Source organism: Leucobacter sp. OLIS6 (genome assembly GCF_002752355.1).
GTDB lineage: Bacteria > Actinomycetota > Actinomycetes > Actinomycetales > Microbacteriaceae > Leucobacter.
Genome location: NZ_MRAV01000014.1, coordinates 374008 through 389187, shown reverse-complemented (window position 1 = coordinate 389187; position 15180 = coordinate 374008). Strand labels below are relative to the sequence as shown.

The window sequence follows — 15180 nt, the reverse complement described above, 5'->3', positions numbered from 1 at the left end:
ACCTCGGTGACGTGCACCGCGGTGGCGTAGTCCTCTAGTCGCGGGCCGTCTTCGCCGCGCCAGCTCCACGGCGTGCCGCCGTAGTCGCGCGCGAGGACGACGGAGAGGAACTCGAGGGTTCCGTCGGGGTATCTTTTCCCAGGCCGGGCACCTCGAGGTCGGCGTCGGCATCCTCGGGCTCATCGGCGGGCGGCTCGACGCTCAGCGCTGCGGTGTCGCCGCTCGTGAACTCGGCCCACGAGAGTTCGGTCTTGCCGGTGCGACGGGCGGCGTTCCACGCGAGGAACGGCATCATCTTCATGGCGTTGTCCTCGAGCTTTCCCCACCCGCGGTTCTTGCGCAGCGCGGACTCGAACGCCAGGCGATCCTCGAGGGTGGTCTGCACGGTCTCGGTGCTGCCGTCAGAGAACGTAATGGTGAGCTGGTTGGTGGACATAGGTCAGGCTCCTTGAATTCGTGCGATGGCCTTCGCCACGAGGTCGTCGTAGATCCGGCCCCACTGGGGTTCGGTGGCCTTCGCCGCGTCTGCGGCGAACGGCCGGGGGGTGATGTGTCGTGCCGGCCATCCCCAATGGATGACGCCGGCGTACGGTACGGACTTGCGGCCGGCGCGGATGACGCCGGCGGTCTTGGTGCCCGATGAGCGGATGGTGCTGGCCAGCCGGCCGGTCGCGCCGCGGGGCACCCGGCGGCGGGTCTCGCCTTCGACGATTCCCGCCGCCTTGGCGTGGGCTTCCTTCATTTCCTCGAGGTCGTCGCCGGCCGCTCGCAGCGTCTTGCGGAACTTGGCCGCGCCGCGCTGTTCAATGCGGAGGTACTCGGATCCCGAGCTGACGGTGGAGCCCACGGGGCTGGCCTATTCGGTCGGCCAGGTGGGATCGCCGATCAGCGGCCACTCGAAGTCGTTGCTGTTCTTCTTCTTGACGTCGCCGCCGAGGCCGATGGGGCGCACCTTCACGACGCCGCCGTACTCGGCGCCGGTGTCGGCGTTCGGGACGAACACGAACGGCAGCTCCTTGCCGGCGTTCTGCGCGGCCCACTGCGCCAAGCTGTCCTTGGTGTACTGGTCGAGCGAGGTGCCGGAGAGCGCCCACGTGGTCGAGTCGGCGCCGCTCTCGTTGCTGCCGTCGAGCAGCGGGATATCGTCCTCGCTGTCGGTCGAGGGCGTGAGGCTGATCTTGGTGAGGTCGGCGGCGAGCTGCCGGGGCGAACCGACGGCGCCCACGGTGAGGCTGCCGGGGCCGAGAATGCGAGACATGGGTGCTCCTTAGCTGGGGATGATGAGGGTGTAGGCGGAGAGGGCGCCGCCGGTCGCCGGCTGGTAGGTGGCCGGCGTCGCCCTGGTGATCGGGAGGGTGGAGTGCTCGAGCGCGTCGAGCATGGCGTCGAGCTTCTGCCACGCCTGAGTCATCGACCCCGAGGGGCCGGCGATCAGGTGCACCTCCCAGTCGGCGGACCATTCCTCGGAGGTCGGGAAGGTCAGGGCCGGCGGCGTCACGAGCGCGACGCCGTAGCGCGAGGCCGAGGCCACGGCGGAGTCGTGCACGGTGGCGGTCGCCTTCGCGGCGTCGGCGGACGCCTTGAAGATCGCGGCGATGCGCTCGGCAAGCCGGTCGGCGGCGTCGATGCGGGGGGTGGGCATGGTCAGAGTCCAGACACGAGGAACGGGCGGAGGAACGGGTAGGCGGCGGTCATCGGATCGCGGTTCAGGCGCATCGGCTGCGGGGCCATGTCGCCCTCGAACGAAGTGATGCCGTTGCGGGCGAGCCGGCGATAGTAGAGGTCCGCGCCGACCTCGAGCACCGCCCGCTCGACGGCCGCGACCGGCACGCCGAACGGGTTGTCAGCGCCGCCGATGAATCCGTGCACGAGCGTCTCGGCTTCGTGCTTGGATCGCGCCGCGTACGGCGCGTCATCGTCAATCGCATCGACGTACCACGCGAGGTCGGTAGCCGGCGGCGGTGTGGTGCTCGAGGTCGTCATGGCTTAGGCCAGAAACTCGATGGGGAGCAGCGCGGTCGGGTGCTGGCACGCCTGCGCGAGGTAGCCGTACTTCGACACGTCCTTGGTCAGGTCCACGATGTTCTCCTGGTCGAGCTGCCAGGGGGCGCCGGCCGATTCCCACGTGGTGATCGCGAGAGGGTCGTAGAACGTGCCGGTGTTCGCGCCGGCGCCGGCGAGCAGCTCGAACCGGACGGGGCCCAGCTTGCCGCTGATGCTCGAGAGGTCGATGGAGCCCACCTGATTGACGCCGGTGCCGGACACGAGCATGAGGCGGTTGCCGGCGGTGTCCTCGAGGCGGAGCAGCCGCTTGAACACGTCCTTGGAAACCTTCGCGGCTTCGATGGTGTAGCCGCGATCCTCGTACTCGGAGAGGGCGTCCACGAGCAGGTCGAGCCACTCGTCGGCGCCGGCGCCGGCGGCGAGGCTGATCTTGTTACCGGCGGTCATCTGCGCCGTGATCGCTTCCTTGAGCAGCGTCCGAGTCGCGGCCTCGGTCGCGCGAGCGTACTCAAGATCCATCGCGCGGAACGCGGTGTTCAGGTAGAGCGCATCGGTGCGCTCGATCACCTGGCGGGAGAGCTTGGTGTATCCGCCGTAGGTGTCCACCGAGGCGGTGGCGCTGCCGAGCTGGATCTTTCCGAACTTGAGCGCCTCGCCCTCGCCGGACTGCTTCTCCACGGTCATGGAGTTCGACTTGAGCGTCATGTACTCGAGCGTCATGCCCTTCGCGGGCAGGGGCTCGCGGTGGAAGCTGTTGAGCGTCTTGCGGTTCTGCTCCACGAGACGCACGGTGTCGGCCACCCAGGTGTTGGGCTGGTGTGCGTCGGGGGTCGCGGCGCCTTCGTAGGCGAGGCGCTGCGCGTACTCGCGGGCGGTGTCGTCGCCGCCGGCGGCGGCGAGGATCAGGTCGCCGTAGCTGGCGAACGTCGGAGCCGTCTCGGGCTCGGCGTCGCTGAGCTGGGCCAGGCGTGCCTCGAGGCGGCGGTCGGAGTCGGTGCCGAAGGCGTCGAGCGCGGCGTCGAGATCCTCGCGGGTCAGGGTATCGGTCATGATGGGTTCCTTTCGGGGGCGGTCGATGGTGGCGGCAACGTCGGTGACGCCGGCGCCGGCGAGAGCGGGGATCGCGCACAGTGAGGTCTCGAGCAGCTCGGCCGCGTAGACGTGGTTCGTGTCGTCGGCTTCGTCGTACATGAGGGCGCCGGGCACGTCGCGCAGGATGTTGATTCCGACGCTGAGGCCGTCGCGCAGACCGTTCTCGGCCTCGGCGAGGGCGCGGTCGCCGTTCTCGCCCTCGGGGACGCTGAACGTTGCGGTGTCGCCGCCGTCGTAGCTGAGCATGAATCCCACGGGGTCGCGGTCGTCGTGGTCGCGGAGCAGCTTGACGGCCTTGAGCGGCTGACGCGGCGTGAGCGCGCCGGGCTCGATGACGATGCGGCGGTAGTCGGACGACGGGACGCCGAACACGACGATCTTGCCGGTGATGGTGCGCTTGGCGCGGTCGAGGGTCAGGGGGCCGTCGCTCGCGATGGTGAGCGTGGTGAGGCTCGCGGTGAGGTCGGTCATGCGGTGGGCTCCGTTTCGGGCGCGGGATCGGTGGCGGGCTCGGCGGGCGCCGGCTCGGGCTGGTCGTCAATGCCGTCGATGGGCATGAGCCCTTCATCGGCGCGGACCTCGGAGCGCGTCTTCCAGCGGCCGGCCAAGGCGAGGTTGTGCGCTTCGTACCGGGTCTTGGTGTCGGTGCGGAGCAGCGCGTCAACGTTGAACCGGGCGCGCTGGCCGGCGGGCAGCAGCTCGGAGAGCGCCTCTTCGATTTCGCGCAGCGGCTTCATGAGCGAGAACCGCACGTAGCCGATCCAGTCCTGTTCGACGTTGCTGTACGTCTGCGAGTTGCCTTCGACGGCGGCGAGCAGCAGCGAGGCCGGCGTGCCGAGCAGCCGGGCCACCTGTGTGGTGGTGAACTGCTGCGTTTCGAGGAACTGCACGTCGCTCGGCTTGAGCATGAGGGGCTGGTAGCGGAGCCCGGAGCCCATGACGCGGAGCCGCTCGGTGGGGCCGAACGCGACGGCGCCCTCGGCGGCGGTCCGCTTACTGCCGTCGGGGTTCCGGCCGTACCAGACGTGCTTGTACTTGTCGGCGTCGCCCGGTGCGAGTACCTGGTCGGTGGTGAGCACGCCGTCGGGCATCGACTGGTCCGAGAGCCACATGGCGCCGTAGTCGCGGGCGTCGAGCGCGCCGCGGAGTTCCATCTGCGCGGCCTGGATCGGGCCGAGCCCGCGGTCGAGGCCGGGGACGCGGAGCAGCTGCAAGTGCTTGACTTCGCCGTTGATCTTCCGGCCGAGGTGGTAGTAGGTGATCCGCTTGCGGCCGAGGGGCAGCCGCTCGACCTTGACCGTCACCTCGTTGGGGTCGAGCACGGTGATGTTCGACACGGTGCCGGGCCGGCGGGTGCCGGGGCCGAACCGTTCGATGACCCAGAACGCGTTGCCGTCGAGGTAGAGCGACGTGATGTTGTACTCGATCCATGCCGGCCGGTGCATCTCCATGCACGGCCGTTCGATGATCGAGGGCGTCGGGATCCGCACGTCATCGCGCTCGGCGCGGATCGAGAGCTGCATGCCGGCGGTCGCATGGATCTGCACGCCGCGGTAGACGGTCGAGAGCGACAGCGCGGCCTCGGGGCTCACGCTCGTGATCCGGTCGGAGCGCACCGGCAGCTCGGGAGCTGCGGCGGTGAGCTTCGCGGCGCGGGTCATCGGGGCGGTGAGCCATTCGAGCGCCGTAGTGAGGATCGACATGGCCACGAGCTTGGGGCCGGCTCGCCGCCGGCCCCAAGGTTCGATGCCCGTTCGGGGACTCTCGAGGACTTTCGAGGACTTTCAGGGACTTTCAGCCGAGCTGGAAGCCGACGGCCTTGGGGGCGTTGTCGAGCCCGAACGCGGCGAGCGTTCCGGACTCGAGCGCGCTGATCGAGCCCACCGAGGCGCGCCGGCCCCACACCCATGCGCCGTCGCTGATCCATCGCCGCGTCGCCAGCTCCACCGCGGCGTCGAGGGCGTGGTGCTGCTTGAACCGGAGCGTGGGGCCGTTCGGGTTCGTGATGCCGCCGAGCGTGCGCTGGCACGCGGCGCTCACCTTCGCGGAGTCGAGGTCAACGAGCGTGAGGCCGGCGGCTTGCGCCTCGAGGTAGAGCGACGCGGACGGCCCCACCCGGTCGATGGCGACCGGGGCGCCGTACTTCGCGCTCAGCTCCTTGAGCCGGTCGAGCGCCCACCATGTGCCGTTGTCGTGCCCGCCGTTGACGACGGCGACGAGCACGTAGGGCTGCCCGACTGCCGGCGTGACGCGCTGCGCCACGGTGATGGTCGTATCGACGCCATCGACGCCGACGGCCGCGCCGAAGCAGAGCGGGCCGTCGGCGGCGAGGCCGAGGTCGGCGGCGCCGGCCCACGCCTCGGCCGATATGACCCGCTCGGTGGCGCCGGTGCGCCGGTTGCCGTAGGCGCGGGCGAACTCCCCCGGCGGGAGCTGGCCGGCCGCGGTGACGAGCGTCTCCATGTCGAGCAGATGGCCGTAGCCGGGATGCCATCGCGCGATGTTCTCGAGGTCGAGCGGATCCGAGCCGTCGGGAATGCCGAAGTCGAACACGGCCGTTCGCGGGTTCTCCATCGCGCGCGCGGCGTCGATGCGCGGGTTCCAGAACGTCGATTCGATCGTGCCCTCGGCGCTGATGATCCAGAGCTGCGGCTGCTGCTTCACGAGCATTCGCCGGGTCGCGGTCGTCGGCTGGATCGCGGCGAGTAGCTGCGTGCCTTGCAGCTCGGAGAACGCCCACGCCTCATCCACCGAGTTCGAATCCGACTGCTTCGAGTGCAGCGAGTCCTCGGTCGGCGGGTGCGGCCGGAACTCGGATCCGTTGCGGAACTTGAGCACCTCGGAACCGTTCGTCAGCCGCCGGCGAGCGAACCGCTTGAGCTTCGACTCGGTGAACACGTCGCTCATCTCGCGCCACTTCGCCGAGGCGTGCTGACCCGATTGGGCGGTGTACCACGCGCGCCGGTTCGGCCCCATGAGGCACGATTGCAGGTTGCGGCCGAGGTCGAACTGCGTCTTGCCGGCCTGGCGCGGGAGCGTCAGGAACACGGTGTTGTAGTAGAGCATCCCGTGCTCATCGACCTCGCCGGCCACGTCCGCGACATAGCGTTGCCACGGGATAAACGGGGCGCCGATGCGCGCGGCGACTGCGGCCTGGTGCCCGCCGTAGGTGGGCCGGCTAAAGTTCCGCTGCGTAGCCGTTCGCGGGGTCACCATTCCGGGCGGGTACTGAAGCAAGGGCATCGAACAGCGCTCTTTCTGCGGGGGTCAAGTCTTCGTCCTCGGCGTCGGGGTCGTCGCCTTCGGTCTTGGTCAGGGTGGCCATCGTGGCCATGAGCCGCTCAACGTCGCTGGCGACGCTGCGGCCCTTCGCGTTGCCGGCGGCGATGGACTTCGCGAGCGCCATGCACATGCGCCCGGTGACGTTCTCGGCGGGCGTCAGCTCGCGCTCGGCACGGAGCGCCTCGAGGAAGGCGCGCACCTCCGCTTCCTCGGCGGATTCGGGCTCGGGAGGGCGCGCGGGGGCGTCGAATAGTGCGGGCTGATCGGTCATTTTCTCGGTCCTGCCGGAGGGGCTTTTTTTCTTACGTTGTTGTGGGAGAGAAGGGAGGTGGAGCGCGGGACTGCCGTCGAGTCAGCGCCAGAAAAACCGGGTTACCAGTCGGCGCCGGCTGCCACGGGTTCCGCGGTTCTCGGCTGTTCGGCTGTTGGCTGTTCGCGGCGCTCGAGGGGCGGCACGATGCTCGAGCAGCCGGTCGGGTAGGTCGAGTACCACTTGGCCACGGCCGGCCACATGTAGCGCGGCCTCATCGTGCGCGCCCGCTGCTCGACCACCTCGCGGCCCGGGTCGATGGTGATGATCTGATACCTGAGCGCGCGGTACTCGGCGAGCACGTTGGGCGGCGGGATGCTATGGATGATCCAGACCGTGCACCGGTAGGCAATGCGGGTAGCTCGGTCGATCGCTGCCTTGCGGGCGCCGATGGCCACGTGCCGCACGTGCTCGGGGTAGACGTGCGTCGAGGCCGGCGCGGCCGGCATGAGCGCCCGCGTGATGGCGTCGAGGTCGATGACGATATCCTCGGGCGCCGCGTGCTCGGCCAGGTACGTGGTCTTGCCCGACGCCGGCGGGCCGGTCACAACCTTGATGATCGCGCCGTACCCGGACAGCACGCGGTTTTGCCGCTTGCTGTTGCACCGCTTGCACGCCGGCCGGAGGTTTTCGAGGGTGTCGGTGCCGCCATGCGACCACGGGATGAGGTGATCCTTGGTCGTCGCGACGCCGAGGCACCCGGGCATCCGAAGATGGCACCGGGTGCCGTACGTCTCGAGCACGAGCCGCGTGAGGCCCGTCTGCGCCCGTCCGCCGCGCTTACTTGCCATCGTCGGGATCCCTGAGCTGCTTCGCCCATGCGTGCACGTCGGGCCACGCAAACCGGCGCTCGGTGCGGCTGAGGTTGATCGCTCGCGGCCCCTTCTTGCGCTTGAGCATGAGCTTGAACTGCTCGGGGTCGATTTGGAGCCATTCGCACACCTGGGCCTCGGTGGCGAGGGGCTGCGGGGCGCGCGTGCCGCTCATCGCCGGCGCCCCAGCCACCAGAGACGCCCGAACAGCAGCAGTGAGCCGATGGCGAGCGGGAGCGTCGTCCAGAGCCCGCTGTTCACGAGTCCGCACCTTCCCCGGCCGCTGCGGCCTCGCGCTCAGCGAGCCGGGCGGCATGGGCGCCCAAGGCGCGCTCGAGCGCGAGGGTCAGGCCGGCGACATCGACCGCCATGTGCTCGAGGTCACTGAACGGCTGGATCTTGCCGATGACGACGCCGTAGGCCATGCCGACGGTGGCGAACGCGAGCGATGCGGTGTCGTCGGGCAGCAGCACGCCCGAGGCTTCGGCAGCGGCCATCTTCTCGAGTAGCGCGTCGACGTTGGCCAGCAGCGCCTCGCCCTCGAGCGTGGTCGTGAGGTTCAGGGTGACGGTCGGAGTGGTCATGCGGTGGGCTCCGTCTCGGGCTCGGCGGTGGTGTTCGCGGCGTGCGCGGCGGCGTGGATCGCGTGCCGGCCTCGCGCGAGTTCGAGGATCTGCGTGATGTTGTCAACCGCGGCGGCCTCGAGGGCGAGCGAGTCGGGCTCCGCTGGCTCGATCTTCCCGATGGCTGCGGCGTAGGCTGCGCCGACAGTGGCGAACATGCGCTCTCCATCGCCTTCCGGGAACTTCATGCGCGCGGTCTCGGCGGCGGCGATCTGGTCGAGCAGCTCACCAACCTTCGCGATCAGATCGGCGGCACCGTGGATCGGGGCAACAGGGATCGTGGTGGTGTTCATGCGGTGGGCTCCATTTCGGGTCCGATGACGACGGGCTGTCGTCGCTTGGTGGTGGTCTCGGCGGCGAGCTGCGCGGCCCGCTCGGTGCGGCGCGCAGCGAGGCTCTCGTGCATGTCTTCCAGCAGCTCGCGCTCGACCTCGGCTCGGAGTTGCTGGGCCGCTGCCATCGCGTCGAGCCAGGTCGCACGGAATGCCCAGAGATCCATGCCGATCTGCTGCCCGGTGTCGTCGTCCTCGGCCCAGGCGACGGCGTACCAACGCTGTTCGGGGTTGACCGGCCGCGAGCTGAGCGCGCGCTTGGTGCGCCCGACTCCGGCGCGAATGATGGTGGTCATGAGGTTGCTCCTGGGATGGTGAGGGTGAGTGCGGCGACGACGAGCGCGGTGGCGATGAGCGTGAGGACGAACAAGGCCCGGTTCATAGCTCGACCCCCTCGGCGCGCAGGATGGCCTCGGCGGGTGAGTCGCACCGAACGCACGTGCTCGAGGTGATCGGGCACCAGTGCCACGCGGTGCGGGCGGTGGGCGGGCCGAAGCCGGCGGGGCATGGGTAGCGCTCGGCTTCGGCGTTGATGCGCTGCTGCTCGGGCGAGACGACCGCGGGCCGCTGGCGGGCCTCGGGCTTGAACTTCGGGAAGCGCGGGGCCGGCGCGGGGCGCTGCGGCTTGCCGTCGCCGGCGGAGAGGTTCGGGCGCTTCACCTGGTCGTTCCAGTGCGACTCATCGCCGGCCGGCTCGGTGTCGGCATCGGGGGGCAGCAGCTCGAACTCTTCGGACGGGGTTTCGTGCGCGCTCGCGTCTACACCCGGGGTCTCAGGTACATGTCCTTGAGGTGTTTGGTGGTTAGTTGATGGTTCGGGGGACTCTGCGGCCCGGGGGGTCCGGGCTCCCGAGCCCTCCCCGGGCTCTACGGTCCGGGGGTCTCCCCCGGAGTTATCCACAGGCTTGATGCCCTCGAGGATCGCTTTGCCGGCGTCGCGCCGGCGGTGCTGGGCCGAGTGGTCGCAGTCTGGCGGGCACGCGAGCGTCACGGTGTAGAGGTTCGGGCGCATGTGGTCCGGGCGGTTGCGGGTGCCGCCGGCGTTCGTCTCGGTGCGAATCTCGCCGAGTTCCTCGAGCTTGCGGATGGCGCGACGTGCCGAGCGTGCGGCGCTCTCGCGCGCTGTGCGGGCCGCTGCGCGCGCTTCGCTGGTGTCCTCGGCTGCTACGGCGTCCCAGCCGTCGAAGCCGGCGTAGCGGGCGAGCGTGAGCAGCCCGGGGAACGCTTCACCCTCATCGTTCGCGTGCGATGCGATGCCGGCGAGCACGAGCTTGGCGGCGCCCGTCGCGCGGCTATGGTTCATCGCGATGGCGACGTGCTCGAAACTCATCGCTCCCCCACGGGTGCGGCAAGCGCTTCAATCTCCGCACGAACGTAGCGCCGATGGGTGCCACCAGGGCGCGGAGCCGTGAGCTTCCCACGGTCAGCCATTGCCGCGAGTCCCCCAGGCGTCAGGCCGCTAATCCGCGCCGCCTCGGCGGGCCGGATCAACTCCCGTTCGTTGTGGTCATCACGCTCTGTCATGACGCCGAGCGTACACTACGAATCGTGATGATCGTCACGTGTCATCGCGTCTATCGCGTTTATGGCGAATAGTGTTAGGGTTGCGTCATGAGCATGACGAACCCGGCCCTAGGCGGGCAGAGCGCAGACGAGACCATTGGCGAGCGTGTGCACCAGCTGATGTGGCGTGCACGGCTCTCGCAGACGAGCTTTGCTCCGGAGCTTGGCATTGGCCAGGCGGCACTCTCGATGAAGCTGCGCGGGCGCCGCGGATGGAGCGCCGACGAGCTGCGCACCATTGCGCGCTACTTCGGCGTATCGACCGACTACCTGTTCGGTCTGAGTGATGGAGTGGGCCCGGCCGGGATCGAACCGACGACATCCACGGTGTAAACGTGGCGCTCTACCAGCTGAGCTACAGGCCCTCTCGCCCGCGAGCGGGCTCCCCCAAGCTTAGGGGAACCCGCTCGCGGAGACGAATCTCGGGGAGTTACGCGGCGAGCCCCTCGATGGCCTCGCGGTAGGCGCCGAAATCGCGAGCCTCGCCCGGTGAGGTCTCGAACGAGGCGAGGACCTTGCGGCCCTCGCCGATCACGATGGTGGCGCGGGTCGCGATGCCCGCCTCCTCGACGAACGCGCCGAACTGCTGTGCGACGGCGCCGTGCGGCCAGAAGTCCGACAGGATCGAGAACTCGTACTTCTCCTGCTCGGCCCATGCCTTGAGCGCGTAGACGGAATCGACCGAGATGCCGACGAGGCGCACGCGCGAGTCGTCGAAGATCGACAGGTTGTCGCGTAGCGCGCACAGCTCCCCCGTGCAGATGCCGGAGAACGCGAGCGGGAAGAAGACCAGCGCGACGGGCCCCTCCGCGACGAGCTCCGTCAGGTTGAGCTCCTCGCCGTGCTGATCCGACAGGGTGAAATCAGGCGCGATCGCTCCGACCTCGAGCACCATTGCGAACTCCTCTCTCGGCGCGGACGCGCCACCATGATGGGAAACGTTCCAATGCTAGCGAGCGCGGCACCGCCGGATGTCATCGGGCGACACGCGGCGAGGCCGCTCGAAACCCCGCGAAGACGCCGAATTTTGTGCGGATCGGACACGGCACCCACCGAAATACGCGGGAACCGTCGGAGGAAGCCGCTAGTCTGGACGGTGGTCCGCGCATCCGCGGAACCCTCCTCGCCTCCCCCGCACCTGGGTGGAGCGCGACGCTTGGTGAAGGAGCAATATCTTGGCCGTGAACACTGAGGATCCGTACGCACCGGATCAGGACGATCTGGACCCCCAGGAGACCGCCGAGTGGCGCGAGTCCCTGGACGCGGTGGTCGAGGCGCGAGGCGCCGGCCGCGGTCGCGAGATCATGACGAGCCTGTTGGCACGTTCGCGCCAGCTGCACCTCAACGTGCCCCAGGTCCCGACGACCGACTACGTGAACACGATCGCGTCCGAGGACGAGCCCGAGTTCCCCGGCGACGAGGAGCTCGAGCGCAAGTACCGTTCGTGGATCCGCTGGAACGCGGCCATGACCGTGCAGCGCGCGCAGAAGCCGGGTATCGGCGTCGGCGGGCACATCTCGACCTACGCGTCGGCGGCTTCGCTCTACGAGGTTGGCTTCAACCACTTCTTCCGCGGCCAGGATCACCCGGGCGGCGGCGATCAGATCTTCGTGCAGGGCCACGCCTCCCCCGGCATGTACGCCCGCGCGTTCCTCGAGGGACGGCTCACGGCCGATCAGCTCGACGGCTTCCGTCAGGAGCACTCGCACCGCGGTGGCGGGATCCCCAGCTACCCGCACCCCCGCCTCATGCCCGACTTCTGGCAGTTCCCCACGGTCTCGATGGGCATCGGCCCGATCAACGCGATCTACCAGGCGCAGTTCAACAAGTACCTGACGAACCGCGGGATCAAGGATGCTTCCGACCAGCACGTCTGGGCGTTCCTCGGCGACGGCGAGATGGACGAGGTCGAGAGCCGCGGGCAGCTCCAGGTCGCGGCGAATGAGGGCCTCGACAACCTGACCTTCGTGATCAATTGCAACCTGCAGCGTCTCGACGGCCCGGTCCGCGGCAACGGCAAGATCATCCAGGAGCTCGAGAGCTACTTCCGCGGCGCGGGCTGGAACGTCATCAAGGTCGTGTGGGGCCGCGAGTGGGACTCGCTGCTCGAGAACGACACCGACGGCGCCCTGCTCAACCTCATGAACGTCACCCCCGACGGCGACTTCCAGACCTACAAGGCCGAGAACGGCGCGTACGTGCGCGAGCACTTCTTCGGGCGCGACGAGCGCGCGCTGCACCTCGTCGACGGCTACACCGACGAGCAGGTCTGGGGCCTGCGCCGCGGCGGCCACGACTACCGCAAGGTCTATGCGGCGTTCAAGGCGGCGACCGAGCACAAGGGCCGCCCGACCGTCATCCTCGCGAAGACGATCAAGGGCTACGGCCTCGGCCCGCACTTCGAGGGCCGCAACGCGACCCACCAGATGAAGAAGATGACGCTGGAGGACCTGAAGCTCTTCCGCGACACCATGCACATCCCGATCTCGGATCGCGAGCTCGAAGCCGACGTCTACAACGCCCCGTACTACCACCCGGGCGAGCAGGACGAGGCGATCCAGTACATCCACGAGCGCCGTCGTTCGCTCGGCGGGTACCTCCCGGAGCGTCGCACGAAGCACACCGACATCGTGCTGCCCGAGGCCAAGAGCTACGCCATCGCCGCGAAGGGCACCGGCCAGCAGGAGGCCGCGACCACCATGGTGTTCGTGCGCATGCTGAAGGACCTCATGCGCGACAAGGGCTTCGGCGCGCGCTTCGTGCCGATCATCCCCGATGAGGCGCGCACCTTCGGCATGGACTCCTACTTCCCCACGTCGAAGATCTACAACCCGAACGGGCAGAACTACGTCTCGGTCGACCGCGAGCTGCTGCTGGCATACAAGGAGAGCCCCCAGGGCGTCCTGATCCACGTCGGCATCAACGAGGCCGGCGCGACCGCGGCGTACACCGCCGTCGGCACGTCGTACTCGACGCACGGCGAGCCGATGATCCCGATCTACATCTTCTACTCGATGTTCGGGTTCCAGCGCACCGGCGACGCGATCTGGGCCGCGGGCGATCAGATGGCGCGCGGCTTCATGATCGGCGCGACCGCCGGCCGCACCACGCTGACCGGCGAGGGCCTGCAGCACGCCGACGGCCACTCGCTCGTGCTCGCCTCGACGAACCCGGCCGTGGTGTCCTACGACCCCGCCTACGGTTACGAGATCGGGCACATCGTCCGATCGGGCATCGAGCGGATGTACGGCGGGAACCACCCGGATCCGAACGTCACCTACTACCTCACCGTCTACAACGAGCCGTTCAAGCACCCGGCCGAGCCCGAGAACGTGGACGTCGACGGCATCATCCGCGGCATCCACCGCGTCAGCCCGGCGACCGAGGGCGGCATCCCGGCTCAGATCCTCGCGTCGGGCGTGGCCGTGCCGTGGGCCATCGAGGCGCAGGAGCTGCTCGCGAAGGACTGGGGCGTCGCCGCCGACGTGTGGAGCGTCACCAGCTGGGGCGAGCTCCGTCGCGACGGCATCGACGCGGATCGCCACAACTTCCTGCACCCGGAAGAGACGCCGCGCACGTCGTACCTGGAGCAGAAGCTGCAGGGCGCCGAGGGGCCCGTGGTCGCGGTCAGCGACTGGGCGACCGAGGTCCCCGACCTCATCCGCCAGTTCGTGCCCGGCGACTACTCGGTGCTCGGCGCCGACGGCTTCGGCTTCTCCGACACCCGTGCCGCTGCACGCCGCTACTTCGCGATCGACCGCGAGGCGGTCGTGGTGAAGGTGCTGCAGCGCCTCGCCGCGCAGGGCAAGATCGACGCCTCGATCCCGCGCCAGGCCGCCGAGCAGTACCGCCTGCTCGACGTCAACGCGGGTACGACGGGCGGCGCCGGCGGCGAGGCGTAAGCGGCCGAATCCCGATGGATCGATCGAAGGAACAGGAGCTCGCCTGGCTGCGCACCATCGCAGGCGAGCTCGCCACCCAGACGATCACGCGGCTCGAGGAGACGCTGCCCTGGTACGGCGATATGCCGCCGTCCAGGCGCAGCGCCGTCGGGCTCGTGGCGCAGACGGGCATCAGCTCGTTCATCCAGTGGTACGAGGACCCCTCCTCGACGCCGTGGATCGCGTCCGACGTGTTCGGCTCCGCACCGCGCGAGCTGCTGCGCTCCATCAGCCTGCAGGAGACCCTGCAGCTGATCCGTGTGGTCGTCTCGGTGGTCGAGGAGCGCGTGGCGAGTCGCAGCGAGGCGCTGCGGGAGTCGATCCTGCACTATTCGCGCGACGTCGCCTTCGCGGCGGCCGACGTCTACGCACGCGCCGCCGAGGCCCGCGGCCTCTGGGACGCCCGCCTCGAGGCGCTCGTCGTCGACTCGATCCTCACGGGTGAGAGCGACGACGAGCTACCGAGCCGCATCGCGGCCCTCGGCTGGCACGGCGACGGCGAGGCCGCGGTGCTGGTCGGCACCTCGGATCGCGTCGTCGACGTGGATCAAATCCGTCGTACCGCCCGGCACGCCGGGGCCGATGTGCTCATCGGTCTGCAGGGCACCCGCCTGGTGCTCGTGCTCGGGCGCATGAACCCCGAGGTGAAGGAGGGGCGCACCTTCCCCGCTCCCCTGCCGTTCATCGACATCGCAGCACGGCTCGCCGACGGATTCTCCGACGGTCCGATCGTGCTCGGTCCGCCCGTCGAGAACCTCGTCGAGGCGTCCCGCAGCGCCCGCGCCGCCCTCGCCGGCGTCGCCGTGGCGCGCTCCTGGCGCGGCGCGAGCAGGCCGGTCTCGGCCGATGACCTGCTCCCCGAGCGCGCGCTCGCGGGCGACGGCCTCGCGCGCCGCACACTCATCGAGCAGATCTACGAGCCCCTCGTGGCGCAGTCCGGCGAACTGCTCGAGACGCTCTGGTGCTACCTCGACAACGGCCGCTCCCTCGAGGCGACCGCCCGCGAGCTCTTCGTCCACCCGAACACGGTGCGCTACCGGCTCAAGAAGGTGACCGAGCTGATCGGCTGGAACGCCACGGGAGCCCGTGAGGCGCTGATCCTGCAATCGGCGCTCATCGTCGGTTCGATCGCCCAGCACGGCGGAAGGCGCGCCGGGCGCTCCAAAAAATAGCGGACTTCCACAACGGAACCGCGAAACACTGGTTGAATACATGCACTCCC

18 protein-coding genes and 1 tRNA gene are annotated in these 15180 nt (G+C 69.2%); 2 read left to right on the top strand and 17 right to left on the bottom strand.

Going from position 1 to position 15180, the window contains the following annotated elements:
* Nucleotides 1-34: 34 nt before the first annotated feature.
* The 17 genes from BMH31_RS11935 to BMH31_RS11850 form a co-directional block, all read right to left on the bottom strand.
* Entirely contained in the window at nucleotides 35-436 is a 402-nt protein-coding gene (locus tag BMH31_RS11935) for a hypothetical protein (protein WP_099725043.1), read from the bottom strand.
* Between the two features lie 3 nt (nucleotides 437-439).
* Nucleotides 440-847, bottom strand: coding sequence for an HK97 gp10 family phage protein (locus BMH31_RS11930; RefSeq protein ID WP_199068491.1), 408 nt, complete (start codon nucleotides 845-847; stop codon nucleotides 440-442).
* A gap of 9 nt (nucleotides 848-856) precedes the next feature.
* Nucleotides 857-1258 (bottom strand): hypothetical protein, encoded by a 402-nt coding sequence (locus BMH31_RS11925; RefSeq protein WP_099725044.1) that lies wholly within the window; start codon nucleotides 1256-1258, stop codon nucleotides 857-859.
* Between the two features lie 9 nt (nucleotides 1259-1267).
* Complete coding sequence (locus BMH31_RS11920; RefSeq protein WP_099725045.1) at nucleotides 1268-1642, bottom strand: hypothetical protein; 375 nt, start codon at nucleotides 1640-1642, stop codon at nucleotides 1268-1270.
* A gap of 2 nt (nucleotides 1643-1644) precedes the next feature.
* Complete coding sequence (locus BMH31_RS11915; RefSeq protein ID WP_099725046.1) at nucleotides 1645-1983, bottom strand: hypothetical protein; 339 nt, start codon at nucleotides 1981-1983, stop codon at nucleotides 1645-1647.
* 3 nt (nucleotides 1984-1986) lie between these two features.
* On the bottom strand, nucleotides 1987-3567 hold the full coding sequence (locus BMH31_RS11910) for an HK97 family phage prohead protease (RefSeq protein ID WP_099725047.1): 1581 nt from the start codon (nucleotides 3565-3567) through the stop codon (nucleotides 1987-1989).
* The gene (locus BMH31_RS11905) at nucleotides 3564-4799 is read right to left on the bottom strand and encodes a phage portal protein (RefSeq protein WP_099770531.1); all 1236 of its coding nucleotides are present in this window, start codon (nucleotides 4797-4799) and stop codon (nucleotides 3564-3566) included. Before BMH31_RS11905 ends, BMH31_RS11910 begins: the two co-directional genes overlap by 4 nt.
* A 91-nt stretch (nucleotides 4800-4890) precedes the next feature.
* A complete protein-coding gene (locus tag BMH31_RS11900; RefSeq protein WP_143469872.1) occupies nucleotides 4891-6312 on the bottom strand; it encodes a hypothetical protein in 1422 nt (473 codons plus the stop codon).
* Nucleotides 6275-6649 (bottom strand): hypothetical protein, encoded by a 375-nt coding sequence (locus BMH31_RS11895; protein ID WP_099725050.1) that lies wholly within the window; start codon nucleotides 6647-6649, stop codon nucleotides 6275-6277. The genes BMH31_RS11900 and BMH31_RS11895 overlap by 38 nt, the downstream gene beginning before the upstream one ends.
* A gap of 101 nt (nucleotides 6650-6750) precedes the next feature.
* A complete protein-coding gene (locus BMH31_RS11890; protein WP_099725051.1) occupies nucleotides 6751-7479 on the bottom strand; it encodes an HNH endonuclease in 729 nt (242 codons plus the stop codon).
* On the bottom strand, nucleotides 7469-7675 hold the full coding sequence (locus tag BMH31_RS11885) for a hypothetical protein (RefSeq protein ID WP_099725052.1): 207 nt from the start codon (nucleotides 7673-7675) through the stop codon (nucleotides 7469-7471). Before BMH31_RS11885 ends, BMH31_RS11890 begins: the two co-directional genes overlap by 11 nt.
* A gap of 82 nt (nucleotides 7676-7757) precedes the next feature.
* A complete protein-coding gene (locus BMH31_RS11880; protein WP_099725053.1) occupies nucleotides 7758-8084 on the bottom strand; it encodes a hypothetical protein in 327 nt (108 codons plus the stop codon).
* Complete coding sequence (locus tag BMH31_RS11875; protein ID WP_099725054.1) at nucleotides 8081-8416, bottom strand: hypothetical protein; 336 nt, start codon at nucleotides 8414-8416, stop codon at nucleotides 8081-8083. Before BMH31_RS11875 ends, BMH31_RS11880 begins: the two co-directional genes overlap by 4 nt.
* Nucleotides 8413-8751, bottom strand: a complete 339-nt coding sequence (locus BMH31_RS11870; RefSeq protein ID WP_099725055.1) for a hypothetical protein — start codon at nucleotides 8749-8751, stop codon at nucleotides 8413-8415. The genes BMH31_RS11875 and BMH31_RS11870 overlap by 4 nt, the downstream gene beginning before the upstream one ends.
* An 82-nt stretch (nucleotides 8752-8833) precedes the next feature.
* Entirely contained in the window at nucleotides 8834-9784 is a 951-nt protein-coding gene (locus BMH31_RS11865) for a hypothetical protein (RefSeq protein WP_099725056.1), read from the bottom strand.
* Nucleotides 9785-10309: 525 nt separating this feature from the next.
* A tRNA-Val gene (locus tag BMH31_RS11855) sits at nucleotides 10310-10382 on the bottom strand.
* A gap of 65 nt (nucleotides 10383-10447) precedes the next feature.
* A complete protein-coding gene (locus tag BMH31_RS11850; RefSeq protein WP_099725057.1) occupies nucleotides 10448-10912 on the bottom strand; it encodes a peroxiredoxin in 465 nt (154 codons plus the stop codon).
* Nucleotides 10913-11192: 280 nt separating this feature from the next.
* On the opposite strand from BMH31_RS11850, the gene aceE reads away from it, so the two are divergent.
* Both aceE and BMH31_RS11840 read left to right on the top strand, forming a co-directional pair.
* Complete coding sequence (gene aceE, locus BMH31_RS11845; protein ID WP_099725058.1) at nucleotides 11193-13919, top strand: pyruvate dehydrogenase (acetyl-transferring), homodimeric type; 2727 nt, start codon at nucleotides 11193-11195, stop codon at nucleotides 13917-13919.
* 14 nt (nucleotides 13920-13933) lie between these two features.
* Nucleotides 13934-15130 carry a helix-turn-helix domain-containing protein gene (locus BMH31_RS11840; RefSeq protein ID WP_099725059.1) on the top strand — a complete coding sequence of 399 codons (1197 nt, stop codon included), beginning with the start codon at nucleotides 13934-13936 and terminating at the stop codon, nucleotides 15128-15130.
* Nucleotides 15131-15180 lie beyond the last annotated feature (50 nt).

What these genes read in the sequence shown, in the direction of transcription:
- BMH31_RS11870 (WP_099725055.1), bottom strand. Translation starts at nt 8,751, where the DNA reads ATGACCACCATCATTCGCGCCGGAGTCGGGCGCACCAAGCGCGCGCTC.
- BMH31_RS11890 (WP_099725051.1), bottom strand. Translation starts at nt 7,479, where the DNA reads ATGGCAAGTAAGCGCGGCGGACGGGCGCAGACGGGCCTCACGCGGCTC.
- BMH31_RS11885 (WP_099725052.1), bottom strand. Translation starts at nt 7,675, where the DNA reads ATGAGCGGCACGCGCGCCCCGCAGCCCCTCGCCACCGAGGCCCAGGTG.
- BMH31_RS11915 (WP_099725046.1), bottom strand. Translation starts at nt 1,983, where the DNA reads ATGACGACCTCGAGCACCACACCGCCGCCGGCTACCGACCTCGCGTGG.
- BMH31_RS11850 (WP_099725057.1), bottom strand. Translation starts at nt 10,912, where the DNA reads ATGGTGCTCGAGGTCGGAGCGATCGCGCCTGATTTCACCCTGTCGGAT.
- BMH31_RS11865 (WP_099725056.1), bottom strand. Translation starts at nt 9,784, where the DNA reads ATGAGTTTCGAGCACGTCGCCATCGCGATGAACCATAGCCGCGCGACG.
- BMH31_RS11895 (WP_099725050.1), bottom strand. Translation starts at nt 6,649, where the DNA reads ATGACCGATCAGCCCGCACTATTCGACGCCCCCGCGCGCCCTCCCGAG.
- BMH31_RS11875 (WP_099725054.1), bottom strand. Translation starts at nt 8,416, where the DNA reads ATGAACACCACCACGATCCCTGTTGCCCCGATCCACGGTGCCGCCGAT.
- BMH31_RS11910 (WP_099725047.1), bottom strand. Translation starts at nt 3,567, where the DNA reads ATGACCGACCTCACCGCGAGCCTCACCACGCTCACCATCGCGAGCGAC.
- BMH31_RS11840 (WP_099725059.1), top strand. Translation starts at nt 13,934, where the DNA reads ATGGATCGATCGAAGGAACAGGAGCTCGCCTGGCTGCGCACCATCGCA.
- BMH31_RS11935 (WP_099725043.1), bottom strand. Translation starts at nt 436, where the DNA reads ATGTCCACCAACCAGCTCACCATTACGTTCTCTGACGGCAGCACCGAG.
- BMH31_RS11900 (WP_143469872.1), bottom strand. Translation starts at nt 6,312, where the DNA reads ATGGTGACCCCGCGAACGGCTACGCAGCGGAACTTTAGCCGGCCCACC.
- BMH31_RS11880 (WP_099725053.1), bottom strand. Translation starts at nt 8,084, where the DNA reads ATGACCACTCCGACCGTCACCCTGAACCTCACGACCACGCTCGAGGGC.
- BMH31_RS11925 (WP_099725044.1), bottom strand. Translation starts at nt 1,258, where the DNA reads ATGTCTCGCATTCTCGGCCCCGGCAGCCTCACCGTGGGCGCCGTCGGT.
- BMH31_RS11905 (WP_099770531.1), bottom strand. Translation starts at nt 4,799, where the DNA reads ATGTCGATCCTCACTACGGCGCTCGAATGGCTCACCGCCCCGATGACC.
- BMH31_RS11920 (WP_099725045.1), bottom strand. Translation starts at nt 1,642, where the DNA reads ATGCCCACCCCCCGCATCGACGCCGCCGACCGGCTTGCCGAGCGCATC.